Source organism: Nonomuraea sp. NPDC048892 (assembly GCF_040649735.1).
GTDB classification, from domain to species: domain Bacteria; phylum Actinomycetota; class Actinomycetes; order Streptosporangiales; family Streptosporangiaceae; genus Nonomuraea; species Nonomuraea maheshkhaliensis.
Window position 1 is genome coordinate 113228 of record NZ_JBEZFZ010000018.1, and the last position, 13789, is coordinate 127016.

At 70.9% G+C, this 13789-nt stretch carries 14 protein-coding genes; 9 read left to right on the forward strand and 5 right to left on the reverse strand.

Translation table 11 applies throughout. The annotated features are described in order from the left end of the window. Positions 1–109 precede the first annotated feature (109 nt). The 3 genes from AB0C28_RS40510 (at position 110) to AB0C28_RS40520 (ending at position 1799) form a co-directional block, all read left to right on the forward strand. Positions 110–703, forward strand: coding sequence for a CHRD domain-containing protein (locus AB0C28_RS40510; RefSeq protein ID WP_357849938.1), 594 nt, complete (start codon positions 110–112; stop codon positions 701–703). A gap of 185 nt (positions 704–888) precedes the next feature. After that, positions 889–1215, forward strand: a complete 327-nt coding sequence (locus tag AB0C28_RS40515) for a hypothetical protein (RefSeq protein ID WP_357849935.1) — start codon at positions 889–891, stop codon at positions 1213–1215. Positions 1216–1484: 269 nt separating this feature from the next. Beyond that, on the forward strand, positions 1485–1799 hold the full coding sequence (locus tag AB0C28_RS40520) for a DUF6355 family natural product biosynthesis protein (RefSeq protein WP_358080638.1): 315 nt from the start codon (positions 1485–1487) through the stop codon (positions 1797–1799). 109 nt (positions 1800–1908) lie between these two features. On the opposite strand, the gene AB0C28_RS40525 is transcribed toward AB0C28_RS40520, so the two are convergent. Then, on the reverse strand, positions 1909–3771 hold the full coding sequence (locus AB0C28_RS40525) for an adenylyl cyclase (RefSeq protein WP_357849930.1): 1863 nt from the start codon (positions 3769–3771) through the stop codon (positions 1909–1911). 285 nt (positions 3772–4056) lie between these two features. On the opposite strand from AB0C28_RS40525, the gene pta reads away from it, so the two are divergent. Further along, a complete protein-coding gene (pta, locus tag AB0C28_RS40530; protein ID WP_358080640.1) occupies positions 4057–6120 on the forward strand; it encodes a phosphate acetyltransferase in 2064 nt (687 codons plus the stop codon). Positions 6121–6709: 589 nt separating this feature from the next. Continuing rightward, positions 6710–7060 carry a transposase gene (locus AB0C28_RS40535; RefSeq protein WP_358080642.1) on the forward strand — a complete coding sequence of 117 codons (351 nt, stop codon included), beginning with the start codon at positions 6710–6712 and terminating at the stop codon, positions 7058–7060. Positions 7061–7148: 88 nt separating this feature from the next. Here AB0C28_RS40535 and AB0C28_RS40540 read toward each other — a convergent pair whose 3' ends face one another. Continuing rightward, positions 7149–8324 carry an acetate kinase gene (locus AB0C28_RS40540; RefSeq protein ID WP_358080644.1) on the reverse strand — a complete coding sequence of 392 codons (1176 nt, stop codon included), beginning with the start codon at positions 8322–8324 and terminating at the stop codon, positions 7149–7151. Positions 8325–8348: 24 nt separating this feature from the next. After that, on the reverse strand, positions 8349–8918 hold the full coding sequence (locus AB0C28_RS40545) for a dihydrofolate reductase family protein (RefSeq protein WP_357849918.1): 570 nt from the start codon (positions 8916–8918) through the stop codon (positions 8349–8351). 425 nt (positions 8919–9343) lie between these two features. Here AB0C28_RS40545 and AB0C28_RS40550 point away from each other — a divergent pair, with 425 nt between their 5' ends. Together AB0C28_RS40550 and AB0C28_RS40555 are read left to right on the forward strand one after the other, a co-directional pair. Beyond that, a complete protein-coding gene (locus AB0C28_RS40550) occupies positions 9344–10708 on the forward strand; it encodes a histidine kinase (protein ID WP_358080646.1) in 1365 nt (454 codons plus the stop codon). A 53-nt stretch (positions 10709–10761) separates the two neighbouring features. Next, entirely contained in the window at positions 10762–11442 is a 681-nt protein-coding gene (locus tag AB0C28_RS40555; RefSeq protein WP_357849912.1) for a response regulator transcription factor, read from the forward strand. Positions 11443–11741: 299 nt separating this feature from the next. Here the strand turns inward: AB0C28_RS40555 and AB0C28_RS40560 are convergent, their stop codons facing one another. Both AB0C28_RS40560 and AB0C28_RS40565 read right to left on the reverse strand, forming a co-directional pair. Continuing rightward, positions 11742–11948, reverse strand: a complete 207-nt coding sequence (locus AB0C28_RS40560; protein ID WP_358080648.1) for an alpha/beta hydrolase — start codon at positions 11946–11948, stop codon at positions 11742–11744. Beyond that, positions 11923–12291, reverse strand: coding sequence for a hypothetical protein (locus AB0C28_RS40565; protein WP_358080650.1), 369 nt, complete (start codon positions 12289–12291; stop codon positions 11923–11925). The genes AB0C28_RS40560 and AB0C28_RS40565 overlap by 26 nt, the downstream gene beginning before the upstream one ends. A gap of 39 nt (positions 12292–12330) precedes the next feature. Here AB0C28_RS40565 and AB0C28_RS40570 point away from each other — a divergent pair, with 39 nt between their 5' ends. Together AB0C28_RS40570 and AB0C28_RS40575 are read left to right on the forward strand one after the other, a co-directional pair. Further along, positions 12331–13206, forward strand: coding sequence for a histidine kinase (locus AB0C28_RS40570; protein WP_358080652.1), 876 nt, complete (start codon positions 12331–12333; stop codon positions 13204–13206). Continuing rightward, on the forward strand, positions 13191–13781 hold the full coding sequence (locus AB0C28_RS40575) for a response regulator transcription factor (protein ID WP_358080653.1): 591 nt from the start codon (positions 13191–13193) through the stop codon (positions 13779–13781). Before AB0C28_RS40570 ends, AB0C28_RS40575 begins: the two co-directional genes overlap by 16 nt. Positions 13782–13789 lie beyond the last annotated feature (8 nt).

Genomic DNA, 13789 nt, shown 5'->3' on the forward strand with positions numbered 1-13789 from the left:
ATCACACATAAGCCATCTGCGTCATTCTACGCAGAACGCCCACCCCGGTGATCCGTACCTTCTACTCGCGGCCACAAAGTGCCGCGAATGACGGGTGGAAGGAAACACGATGAACAAGTCTCAGAGCCTGAGCAAGGGGCGGGCGGCGCGGCTGCGCGTAGCCCGGTCGGCGGCGGCCGCGGCGGTGGCGGCGGGAGCGGCACTGGCGATGGCCGCCGGTCCCGCCTCCGCCGCGAGCCAGCCCGCGCACGGCCACACCCACACGACCGCCGCCCCGGCCAGCGCGGCCGGCACGGCCACGTCGGCCGGCTTCGCGCGCAAGTACTACTTCGCCGCCGGCCTCCTGGGCAAGAACGAGGTACGTGAGCCGGGCAAGAAGGTGAACGACCGCGACGGGGTGGCGGTCGCCAAGTTCCGCATTCACGGCAACCGCTTCTACTACTTCGTCCAGTGGCGCAACACCGGCAGGCCCACCGCCTTCCACATCCACAGGGGCAAGGCGGGCGTGAACGGCCCCGTCGTCATCGACCTGCTGTCCAACGGCTCCATCCGCGGCAACACCAGCTTCGGCTCGGTCCGCGTCAAGAGCAGCCTGCTCAAGGGCATCAAGAAGAACCCGAAGAACTGGTACGCGAACCTGCACACCGCCAAGTTCCCCGACGGCGCGGTCCGCGGCCAGCTCCACAAGGGCGGCCACTGGTAAACCGCCACCTCCCGTGCAACCCCGACCGGCCCGTCACCCTCGTGGTGGCGGGCCGGCGTCCGTCGTTTCCGGTCAGGCGGCAGTCCGGATCGCGCAGCAGACCATTCGTTTCCCGGATATCCCGGCATTCCATTTCTCCGTACCATCGCTCGTACCGCGATTTCCGGTGCCAAGAAAAGGAAGAGATGAAGCTTTTCAGAAAAACCGTGGTCGCCGCTTCCATGGCCATGGCCGTGTCGTCCGCAGTCATGCTCGGCGCCGCACCGGCCAACGCCGAGGTGTGGACCTGTGGGGCCTCTATCGACAACAATGTGGGAACCGGCATCTGCTGGGACGGATTCGGCTCCTATCAGGTGCGCGTTTCCTGTGCCTCGGCGCACTGGCCCTATACGCGTGAAATCCACGGTCCCGTGGTCTACAAGGCACAGCATGAGTCGAGGGGGCCGGACTCCTCGGTCAACGGCGCGGCGAACGGCTGCCACATCACCGACGCGTGGGTGCACGCCTTGTAAGGCGACTCACATCCGTCTCCAGGGTCATGCGGCCGGCGCGGTCGCATGGCCCAGCCGTATTCAGCGAGTTTCTCCGTCCTCACCTGGCCTGCGCCGTAGCCCGGTATTTTCCCGCGTCCGGAAAGCGCAGTTCAAGGAGCGCGATCTGGATAGTGAAAGGCCGCGGGTGAAACCTACTCTCGTTCCTGGGAGCGACGACTCCACCCATCCCTGAACCGAACCGATCAGTGACCGAGTTCGGGGAAGTCAATCCGGCCAAAGGAGCGAGAATGAAGCGAACTGTCCGCGCATTACTCACGAGCGCCGCAATAGTGGCGACTCTCGGGCTGCCGTCGGCGGCTGCGAGCGCCCACACGACCACAGCGGGCGCGGCGTCATCGGCCGGCAGCGCTGAGTGCGGCCAGCACTGGAACCTCGATGAGCTGTGGTACAACCACTGCGGCGAGACGAATGTCGTCATCTACGTCGATCGGTGGAACGTAGGCGGAGTCCGAGACTTCGAGATGTGCGTCGGCCCGGGGGACCATCACCTCGGCTGGTGGCCCGACTACCTCGGGGCGTGGTACGCGGGCAAACTCTGCTGAACAGGCACCGCTCTGCCAGCAGATCGGCGGCGGTAGGGCCGCACCACCGCCCACCTCGGGCTGGGGGACGCGTGGTCCCCCAGCCACCGCTGCTGGACTCAGGTACTAATTAGGGCGCCGGGTAGTCGGTGACGTACACCGGGGCACCGACCTTGGTGGTGTCGGCCGCCTCGCCCTCGCCGTTGACGACGTGGTCGATGATTCCGGCGCTCAGGTTGACGGTCATGATGTGGTGCAGGCGCACCCCCGGCCGCCGCGGCACCTCGAAGCCGTTCTCCGTGTGGACCTGCGGGTTGTTCTGGTTGAACACGTAGACCCCCGCCCCGTACAGGCGATGCCGTTTGACGCGGTCGCCGACCTTGTAGCCGGCCCAGCCCTCGACGGCGCCGTTCATCCAGTCGGCCTGCGTCGGCGGGTCGTACGGCAGTTCGTTCTGGTACAGGATCGTCGTCCCGTCGTCGCCGTTCCAGATCGTGTTGTACTGCTGGAAGTGCTCGACGAACAGCCCCGTCGCGGTCACGTGATCACCGTTGACGACGGCGCCGTTGCGGCCCAGGTTGGTGTTCCAGCGCTGGGTGTCGGTGAAGCCCTCGACCCCGTGGTCGCCCCGCCACACCCAGGTGTGGTCGATGAGCACGTGGTCGCTGTTCACCTCCAGGGCGACGTCCGTGCTGCCGGCGTGCGGGCCGCCGACCCGGAAGTACACGTCCGACAGGGTCGTCGGGTTCGACGGCGAGCCGCGGTGATGCCCGTGCCTGCTGCCCACGCGCAGCAGCACCGGCGACTTGCGCGGGCCCGCGTCGATGGTCACGCCCGCGATGACGACGCCGGGGACGTCCGCGACGTCGATCGGGGTCGAGCCGCGGGACGCGGTCAGCGTGGCGTGGCCGAGCCCGAGGACGACCGTGTCGGGGCGCCTGATCTCGATGCTGCGGGCGATGTCGTACACGCCGGGGGTGAGCAGCAGGTGCTTGCCGCGGGCGAGCTGCCGGTTGATGTCCTGCGCCGAGTCGGACGGCTTGGCGACGTAGAAGTCGCCGATCGGCAGCGTACGGCCGGGCGTCAGGCCGTTCGCCCACGAGATGCCGCGCGTGTTCCTCTTGGCGGCGGGCACCCGCACGCCGTACCTGCCTCGCGCGTCCACGTACAGGAAGGGCTTCTCGCGGCTGAGCGGGGTGGTGTCGAGCGTGGTGTACGGCGGGTTCGGGAAGCCGGCCTCGTCCGGCGCGCCGACGACGCCCGAGAAGACCTGGTTCCACACGCCGTTCGACCAGCCGGCGACCTCGCTGTTACGGGTCAGCCACTGCTGCTGCGAGCCGTTCGTGATGGCGGGCAGCCTGGAGTCGGCGATGAAGCCGCCGCTGGCGTACTGCGGGCCGGCGGTGCAGTAGTCCATCAGCGACAGGGTGCCGCCGGTGACGTCGAGCCGGCGCAGGGACACCGCCTGCGAGACGGCCCAGAAGTTGGCCGACGAACGGCAGCCGTCCTGGCCGGCCGCGTTGACGTTGATCGACAGGTTGGACAGGGTGCGCCAGAAGTTGACCAGCGCGAGGCAGTTGCCGGTGCCGCCGTCGGCCAGACAGCGGTTGTAGACCTCGACCTTGCCGTTGATGACGACGTCGGTGGGGGAGGCGCCCAGGCCGGCGATCTCCGTGTAGTAGCCGACCTTGATCTGCAGCGGCTGCTCGGCGGTGCCGTACGTGCCGGGCTTGAAGAGGTACGCGTGGCGGTTGACGCCCATCTCGTCGTCGACCTGGGCGGTGTGGGCGGCGTCGAGGACGGCCTGGATGTCGGCGACCGGCATGCCGGGGTCGAAGACGGTGACGTTCGGGCCGAGGTTCGGGATGGCGGGCGGTGGGGAGGCGGCGGTGGCCGGGCTCGTGCCCGCCGATAAGGCGGCGGTCAGGACGGCGGTCATCAGCACGAGGCCGATGCGTGGCCGCCTGCCGCGGGAAGGCTGGGTCGTCGTCATGCGGTGCGTCCTTCACAGGGCTGGTACAGGGGAGTGGTGCGGAGGGGCAGGTCAGTGCGTCGCCCCTCCGAGAGAGCGCTCTCTCGGGCGGGTGCGGCCGGCTCGGGTGGTGAGGAGTGTGGTCGCCCGTTTCTACCGCGCCGACCGGCCTCCTCACAAGACGCACCGCGCCGATGTTGCCGTCCGCGACCGACGCGCTGTCTTCCGCCGCCGCCCGCTGACGAGAGTGTCTTCCGCCGTCGCCCGCTGACGTGGGCGACAGCGGGGTCCCGGACAATAGGGGACATGACGCGTGCCGTGTACGTCGCCGCAGGTGAGGCGGAGAGCAACAAGGGGACCGTGGCCCTCGGGCTGGTCGAACTGCTGTCCCGGCAGGTGGAGACGGTGGGCGTGTTCCGGCCGGTGGTGCGGGCCGGCCGCGAGGACGCCCTGATCAACACCATCCGGAGCAGATTCCAGCTCGCCCTGCCCTACGAGGCGTGCGCCGGCGTCACCTACGACGACGTGCACGCGGACGTCGAACGGGCCGCCGGCGACATCGTGGCCCGTTTCCGCGCCCTGGCCGGACGGTGTGACGCGGTGGTGGTGGTCGGCACCGACTACACCGACGTGGGGGCGCCGACGGAGTTCGGCTTCAACGCCAGGCTGGCCGCCGACCTGGGCACCCCCGTGGTCAACGTGGTGAGCGGCAGGAACAGGACGGCCGCGCAGATCGCCGCCGCGGTCGAGCTGTCGTCCAGGGAGCTGGCCCACCACCACGCCGGCGAGCTCGCGGTCGTGGTCACCCGGGCCGGCGCGCCGGGGCCGCTGCCGATCGACCATCCGACGCCGGTGTTCGTCCTGCCGGAGACCCCGTCCCTGCGCGCGCCGACGGTGACCGACCTGCTCGACGCCTGCGACGGCCGGTTCTTTCTCGGCGAACGCGACGGGCTCGGGCGGGAGGCCAGCGCCCTCATGGTGGGCGCGATGTCGCTGCCCAGCATCCTCGACCGCCTCACCGAGGGCGCCGCCGTGATCATCCCGTCCGACCGGGCCGCCGCCCTGCTGCCGGGACTGATCGCGGCCCACACCACCGCGGGCTTCCCCGCCCTGTCGGCGGTGCTGCTGACCGGCGGCAGCGAGCTGCCCGCCTCGGTCGACCGGCTGCTGCGCGGCATGGTGATCCCGCTGCCGGTGATCGTGACCGACCACGACACCTTCGACACCGCGACCCGCCTGTCGGCGGTGGAGGGCCGGTTCACGCCCGAGGCCGGCGGGAAGATCGACACGGCGCTGCGGGTCTTCGCCGAGCACGTCGACGGGCCGCTGCTGCTCGACCGCCTCGACATCGCCAAGACCGACGTCGTGACGCCGCTCATGTTCGAGTACGAGCTGCTGGACCGGGCACGGGCCCGGCGCCGGCACATCGTGCTGCCCGAGGGCGAGGAGCCGCGGATCCTGCGCGCGGCCGACACCCTGCTACGGCGCGGCGTGGCCGAGCTGACCCTGCTCGGCGACGAGGCCCGCATCAGAACCAGGGCCGCCCAGCTCGGCCTCGACCTGGACGCGGCCCGGGTGCTCAGCCCGTTCGACGCCGAGCTGCGCGAGCGCTTCGCCCGCGAGTACGCGGCGGTCAGGGCGCACAGGGGGATGACCGTCGAGCTGGCCCGCGACACCGTCACCGACGTGTCCTACTTCGGCACCCTGATGGTGCACACCGGCATGGCCGACGGCATGGTGTCGGGCGCGGCGCACACCACCGCGCACACGATCAGGCCCGCGTTCGAGATCCTGCGCCTGGGGCTGGTCTCCAGCGTGTTCTTCATGTGCCTGGCCGATCGGGTGCTGGTGTACGGCGACTGCGCGGTCAACCCCGACCCGACCGCCGAGCAGCTCGCCGGCATCGCGATCGCCTCGGCCGGCACCGCCGCGCGGTTCGGCGTCGATCCCCGGATCGCCATGCTCTCGTACTCGACCGGAGCCTCCGGCGCGGGCGCCGACGTCGACAAGGTCCGCGCCGCCACCGACCTGGTCCGCGAACTCCGCCCCGACCTCCAGGTGGAGGGCCCGATCCAGTACGACGCCGCGGTCGACCCCGCCGTGGCCAGGACCAAGATGCCCGGCAGCCAGGTCGCCGGCCGCGCCACGGTTTTCGTGGTGCCCGACCTGAACACTGGCAACAACCTGTACAAGGGCGTGCAACGCAGCGCGGGGGCCGTCGCCGTGGGGCCGGTGCTGCAGGGGCTGCGCAAGCCGGTCAACGACCTGTCACGGGGGGCCACGGTGGCCGACATCGTCACCACGGTCGCTGTCACGGCCGCCCAGGTAACCGACGACCCGGCACCGCTGGGCGTCAGCGACAGCCTTTGAGTGCACTGACTGCAGAATCCACGCGGAATGATCGTCTCGTCCGCGTGCACAGCATTTCCGGTCCAGCGTCATGAGAGGGCGACAGACGCGGGCCGCCTACGACAACCAGTGCGGCACCGCGAAGTGCACCGTGCTCGGGAGAGCACGCCCGCGTGTGTACCGGCACGACCTCGCTGCCCGCCGTCGCTTGCGTGCATCGCCGCAGCGGTGCCGTGCGGCATGCGCCAGGCCGGCTCGTAGTGGGATTGGCTGCGCACCCTGAAGGAGCACTCGGAGGTTCTCGCCCTACGTTGCGAGCACTACGCGAATCTGCTGCGGATCGCGAAACTGATCACGTGGGCGGTCGACTGGTCCACGATGTGCTCCCAGCCAATGAACGCATGGCTGGCCGGGTGACCGGCCTGACCCAGGCGACCGTGGCGCTGTGGGTTCGGTGGCTCTGGTGCGGGGCCGGTTCAGCGTGATGGAGCAGGGCTCCACTGTGGCTGTTGGAGGGGCAACGTCGCAGGCCGCTATGGGGTCCGGCTTCGGGGACATCTAGTGCTGTGACTGGAAACTATCCGCCGCCTTCGCCGCGCACGCCCACCGCGTGCTGTCCGCCCAGCCGGAATCGCTGGGCGCTGGAGGAGGCCACCGGCACCTGGACGACGGTAGTGGATCGCTGGCATACCGGGTTTGTGGTGTGGACCTGTCCGGCGACCAAAGTCTGCTCGGGCAGGTCGAGGGCCGCACCATCGCCGCCGTCACCGGCTGGCTCGGCCAGTGTGACGTCACCTGGCGGCGGCAGGTGGCCGTCGTAGCGATCGACATGTACACCATCTTCAAAGCCGCTGTACGGCAGGTGCTGCCGCACGTCGTGCCGGTGGCAGACCACTTCCACGTCGTGCAGCTTCTGACCTCGACCAATCACGAAGCGGACAAGATCGAGATATATCACTGACTGACTGAACACTCCCTTACCGTGGACACACCGCTTCGGGTGGTCAACCATCCGCCAATCGCGTCAGCAATCTCACGGGACAGAACATTCAGGTCAGCAGGGTCAGGGTTTGGTGGGCGATCTCCTGTTCCTCGTCCGTAGGGATGACCAGGACCGTCACCTCGGCGCCGGGTGGGGACACCGTGCGTTCGCCGGGCTGCTCCGACTCGTTGAGCGTGGCGTTCACCGTGATGCCGAGGCGGTCGAGGCCCGTGAGGGCGGTGGCGCGGGTGGCGGGGTCGTGTTCGCCGACTCCGCCGGTGAAGACGATCGCGTCCAGGCGGCCGAGCAGGGCGTAGTAGGCGCCGACGTACTTGCGGATGCGGCGGGTGTAGATGTCGAGGGCGAGCCGGCCTTCGTCGTCGTCGCGGGCGCGTACCGTGCGCATGTCGCTGGAGCCGGCCAGTGCGAGCAGGCCGCTCTCGTGGGTGAGCGCGTGTTCCACCTGCTGCGCGTCCATGCCGTTCACGCGGGCGAGGTAGCCGCCGAGTGCGGGGTCCACGTCGCCGGAGCGGGTGCCCATGACGAGCCCTTCCAGCGGGGTGAGGCCCATGGAGGTGTCGACGCTGCGGCCGGCGGAGATCGCGGTGGCGCTGGCGCCGTTGCCGAGGTGGAGCACGATCAGGTTGAGGTCGGCCAGGTCGCGGCCGAGGAGGGTGGCGGCGCGGCGGGAGACGTACGCGTACGAGGTGCCGTGGAAGCCGAAGCGGCGCACGCCGAGCCGCTCGCGCCAGTCGCGCGGCACCGCGTACGTGTACGCCTCGGGCGGCAGCGTGAGATGGAACGCGGTGTCGAACACGGCCACCTGCGGCACGTCGGGGAAGACCTTGCGGGCGAGCCGGATCCCGGTCAGGTTGACCGGGTTGTGCAGGGGCGCGAGTGGCGACAGCTCTTCGATGGCGGCGATGACGTCGTCGTCGATGAGGGCCGGCCCGGTGAAGCGGTCGCCGCCGTGCACGACCCGGTGCCCGACCGCGACCGGGGACAGGTCGGGTCCTGCTGCCGCGAACGCCTCCATCATCGCGTCCAGCGCCTCGCCGTGGCCGGGGAAGGGACGGTCGCGGACGTACGGGGGATCGTCCCCGTGGCGGTGCGTGAGCCGTCCCCGCTCCTGCCCGATGCGTTCGATCAGGCCCTTGGCCGAACGGGTGCGGGTGACCGGGTCCACGAGCTCGTACTTGACGGATGAGGAGCCCGTGTTGAGGACGAGGATGGGGGAGTCCATGCCGCCGAGCTTATTGGGCCGAGCCTATTGGCCTGCGTCGCGGTCGTACCGCATGACCACCACCTGGCCGTCGCAGGTGCGCGACTCCACCAGCCGCAGCCCCAGCCGCTCGGGACGCGGGACGAACAGCGGCCGGCCGCCGCCCAGCACGAGCGGGTGCACCGCGATGTGGTACTCGTCGATCAGGCCGTGGTCGGTGAGTGCGGCGGCCAGGGCGGAGCCGCCGGTGAGCAGCAGGTCCTTGCCGTCCTGCCGCTTCAGCTCCGTGACCTGCTCGGCGAGGTCGTCGCCGATGACGCGCTCGGCCCAGTCGGCCTTCTTCAGCGTCCTGGAGAAGACGATCTTCGGCGTACTGCGCCAGAGCGGGGCGAACTTCAGCACGTGCGGGTGATCCGACATCGACTCGGCCTCCGGCCAGAAGGACACCATGCCCTCCCAGACGCCGCGGCCGTACAGGAAGGTGTCGGAACGGGCGCTCAACGTCTCGGAGTAGGCCGAGAGCTCGTCGCCCATCACGGGCCAGTCGAACTCACCGTTGGCCCCGTCGATGTGGCCGTCGATCGAGGTGTGCACCCAGTAGATGATCTTACGCATGTTCCTGCTCCTGGTTCTGGTTCTGGTCTGGTTCTCTTGGTCTGGTCGGAGGTTGGTCGGTGCCGTGGTGGCGTTCTGTACATCCCGCGCACGGTCATTTTGAGGAAATGTCGGGCGGTGACGTCTGCGCGGGTGCCAGGTCGTGGATGAGTGCGGCGCGTCGGTCGCCGGCTTCGGTCTGTCGGTGGTGTGTCCAGGGTGCTGGGCGTCGAGGGCTCGTCCGTCCTGTGCAAGAGGTGGGCGCGCCGATCGAGCCAGCGTGCCGGGTGCCGAGGGCTTGGCCCTGCCGGCGGACGTCCGGAGCGGGGCAGCTATTGGTTGCTTGCCCAGGTCCTTTGGATGCCGTGGGTGGTGGCTTTGGTCGTGGTCCAGGGGTGACCTTGGTTGCTTACGCGGGGATTCGGGGCGGGCTACGATCGGCGGTTGTGTTGCTGACCAGCGCGGATGAAGGGCCGATCGTCGGGATGCGGCCGCGGCCTGGGTGGATCGTGGGCCTGGCCGGGTTCGTGCCGGCGCTCGCCGGGGCGGTGGCGGTGGTCTTGGGGGATTCGGCGGGTGGTCCGGGCTGGCGGCTGATTGTCGACGTGGTGGGTGGGGTGGTGGCCTGCGCGGGGGTGTGGTGGTGCCGGCGGTGGCCCGTGGCGGCGGGGCTGGCGGTGATCGGCGTGTCGGTGGTCGCCGCCTCCGCGTCGGTGGCGGCCGGGATCGCCGCGTTGCTCGCCGCCCTGTACCGGCGGCCCCGGGTGGCTGTCGCGGTGGGGATCGCGGGGGTGGTGGCGACGCTGGTCAGGTTCGCGTTGCGGCCGCCCGGGCTCGCGCCGTACCCGGTGTGGGCGCTGGTCGGGGTGCTGTTCGGGGCGGCGGTGACCGCGTGGGGGATGCTCGCGCGTACTCGCAGGGAGCTGATGCGGTCGTTGGCGGAGCGGGCGCGCCGGGCCGAGGCCGATCAGCGGCTGCGCGCCGAGGAGGCGCGTCGTGCCGAACGGCTCGGGATCGCCAGGGAGATGCACGACGTACTCGCCCACCGGCTGTCGCTGCTGGCGGTGCACGCGGGGGCGCTGGAGTTCAACGCGGACGCGACGGCGAGGGAGGTCGCGGAGACGGCCGGGGTGATCCGGTCGAGCGCTCGGCAGGCGCTGGAGGAGTTGCGGGCCGTCATCTCGGTCCTGCGCGATCCGGGGTCCTCGTCTGACAGCGGGGGGTCGATGGATCAGGGGATGGATCTCGGGGCGCTGGTGGAGGAGTCGCGGCGGGCCGGGATGCGGGTCGAGCTGCATGATCACGGGGTACGCCTGTCCGAGGCGCCCGATGTCGTGGGGCGGGCCGCGTACCGGATCGTGCAGGAGGGGCTTACGAACGCGCGCAAGCATGCGCCCGGTCAGCCCGTGACGGTGGTCGTGGAGGGTGTGGGGGAGGACGAGTTGGTGGTCGAGGTACGCAACCCGCTTCCCGGCGGACCGGCCGTCGTCGCGGGAAGCGGACGGGAGGCGGTGGGGACGGAGCCGGTGGGGTCGGGTGCGCCGGGGGAGCGCGTTACGGGGCCAGAGGTGGCGGGGGCGGAGGTGATGGGGTCGGTGGGGTCGGGTGCGCTGGCGGACAGCGGTGCCGGGCCGGGATCGGTGGAGATGGAGCCGACGGGGGCGGAGTCGGTCGGGCTGGCGGGGAGTGGGAGCGGGACGGGGTTGTTCGGGCTGGCGGAGCGGGCGACGCTGGCGGGTGGCCGGCTGGAGTGCGGCGAGACGGCGGATGGCGAATTCCGGCTGGCGGCCCGGCTGCCGTGGCCGCGATGAAGGTCTGGCCGTGGTGAGAAGGCGGCCGTGGCTGGGGTGGGGTGAGGGTTAGCATGATCCGGGTGGGAGCCGATCCGAGTGCGCCGATCCGGGTGCTGATCGTCGACGACGACGCCCTCGTGCGCGCCGGTCTGACGCTGATGCTCAAAGGCGCCCCCGACCTGCACGTCGTCGGTGCGGTGGCCGACGGCGGTGAGGTGGAGGGCGCCGTGGCCGAGCACAAGCCGGACGTGGTGCTCATGGACATCCGGATGAACGGCCTCGACGGCATCGAGGCGACCCGGCGGCTGCGGGCACGGGCGGGGGCGCCCGAGGTGGTGGTGCTCACCACGTTCGACGCCGACGAGCTGGTGTTCAAGGCGCTCCGGTCGGGGGCGAGCGGGTTCCTGCTCAAGGACACCCCGCCGGAGGGCATCGTGGACGCCGTACGGAAGGTCGTGGCGGGAGAGCCGATCCTGTCGCCGAGCGTCACGCGCAGGCTGATCGCGCACCTGATGCCCGAGGAGGAGGACCGGCGGCGTGGCGACGCCCGCAAGGTGCTGGGGCGGCTGAGTGAGCGGGAGCGCGAGGTGGCGCTGGCGGTCGGTCAGGGGAAGCCGAACGCGGTGATCGCGGGTGACCTGCACATGAGCGTGGGCACCGTGAAGGGGTACATCTCCCGCATTCTCACGAAGGCGGGCCTGGACAACCGCGTTCAGCTGGCCCTCATCGTGCACGACGCGGGGCTGGGGTGACTCAGCAGCCGCGCCGCAGGCTCCTGATCTTGTTCCGTGAGGTCTGCTGTCCGCCGACGAAATCGTAGATGTCGAAGTAGTCGGGGCCGCGCACGGTCACGCCGTACGGCATCCTGGCTCGTCGCCACCGCCGTGGCTTCGGCCGGGGCCGGCTGACTTCCGCAGCACGCCGGCCCCGCCGGTCCTCATGTCACCACGCCGGGGCCTCATCGCGACTTCATCCCGGTATCGCGGCTTTGTCCCGGTGCCGGTCGTCAGGTGGCCGGTCGTCAGGTGGCCGGTCGTCAGGTGGCCGGTCGTCAGGTGGCCGGGCGGCAGACGATGCCGGGAGCGGGCAGGCGCAGGCTGATCAGGTAACGGTTGACGTGGGTGATGATGCAGGGAATGCCGGAGTTGTAGAGGCTGTGGCCGGTCGAGAGGTACTGGATCGCGGCCGACCCGGGTGCTCGATCGGCTCGTTCCGATCGAGCCAGGACAGCTTCACGCGCCCGAGCGCCGGTTCCCATGGGCGCCGGCCCACCCTCCGGGGTGGGAATCGGCCACCCCGGAAGGTGGGCCTGCCCCTACCGTCTTCACCTCGCGAGCACGGCAGACTGGCAGCCGTGAGGGGAAGACGACCCGCGTCCGGCGGGCTGGGGGTGTGCGGAACGGGGCGGCCGGGCTGGGGGCGCTGAGCGTGAACGCCGTCACCGGGCTGGCGGCGGTGGCGCTGCTCTGCCTGGTGCTGGTGAGCGCCGTCCTGGTGCCGCTGGGCGGTCCGGGCGGGCGCCGTTCGGCTTCGCGCTCGCGCTCGCCCACCGCCTGGCCGCCTACCAGCGTCGCTGGGCGGGCGGGGTGCTCGGCGGGCACGACGCCCTGGCGTATGACCCAGGCAGCAGGTGGCGCGAAGTGGCGTGGCCGGCCGTCCACGGCGTCACGGGCCCCGCCCCGGTGGCGGCGCTGGCGGCGATGCTGGCCGCTCTCCACTACGTCTTCTTCCGGCTGCGACCGGCGGAGACGAGTGGCCTGAACACGTTCGCCCTCAGCCTGTCCACCGTCGCCATCGCGGCGGTCGTGATCGCCGCCGTTCCGCTGTTCCGCACCGGCCAGGCCCGGCTGGCGCGAGCGCTGCTGGAGGACGGCCAGGCGCCGGACGCGCGGATCCGGCAGCTCACCGCGTCCCGGGCCGCGGTGGCCGACGCGCACGCGGCCGAGGTGCGCCGCATCGAGCGCGACCTGCACGACGGCGCCCAGGCCAAGCTGATCGCCGTCCGCATGCACCTGGGCCTGGCCGGCGGCTCCCGCGACCCGGACGAGCTGGCGCGGATGATCGACGAGGCTCGCGAGCTCGCCGGGCAGGCCCTGACGGACCTGCGTGACCTGGTACGCGGCATTCATCCGCCGGTCCTGGCCGACCACGGGCTGTCGGGCGCCATCGAGGCGTCCGCGCTGTCGTGCCCCATGCCGGTGGACGTCGACCTCGACCTGCCCGGCCGCCCGCAGCCGCCGGTCGAGTCCGCCGTCTACTTCGCCGCCGCCGAGGCGCTGACCAACGCGGTCAGGCACAGCGGCGCCTCCCGCGCCTGGGTCCGGCTGCGGCACACCGGCGGCGTCCTGCGCCTGACCGTGGGCGACGACGGCCGCGGCGGGGTCCGCCCGGACGGCGGCACCGGCGTGCGGGGCATCGAGGACCGCCTGTCCGCCTTCGACGGCACGCTCACCGTGAGCAGTCCGCCGGGCGGCCCCACCGAGCTGACCATGGAGGTCCCGTGCGCGTTGTCATAGCCGAAGATCTCGCCCTGCTCAGGGACGGTCTCGTACGCCTGCTGACGGCGCACGGCTGCACCGTGGTCGAGGCCGTCGACAACGGCCCCATGCTGGTCAACGCGCTCGTCCGGCACCGCCCTGACGTGTCCGTGATCGACGTACGGCTGCCGCCCGGCTTCACCGACGAGGGGCTGCGCGCCGCCCTGGAGGCCCGCCGCCGGGTCCCCGGCCTGCCCGTGCTGATCCTGTCGCAGTACGTGGAGCAGCTGTACGCCAGGGAGCTGCTGTCCGACCGCTCCGGCGGGGTGGGCTACCTGCTCAAGGACCGGGTCGGCGACGTCGGCCGGTTCGTGGACGCGGTGCGCCAGGTGGCCGCGGGCGGCACCGCGATGGATCCCGAGGTGCTCACGCTCATGGCGGAGGGCATGTCCAACCTGGCCATCGCGGCCCGCTTCCAGGTCACCGACAAGGCGATCGGCAAGCACACGAACAACATCTTCGCCAAGCTCGGCCTGCCTCCGTCCGACGACCACAACCGGCGCGTCATGGCGGTCCTGGCCTACCTCCAGGCCGCACCCGCCCCGCCGAAGTAGCCGCGCAG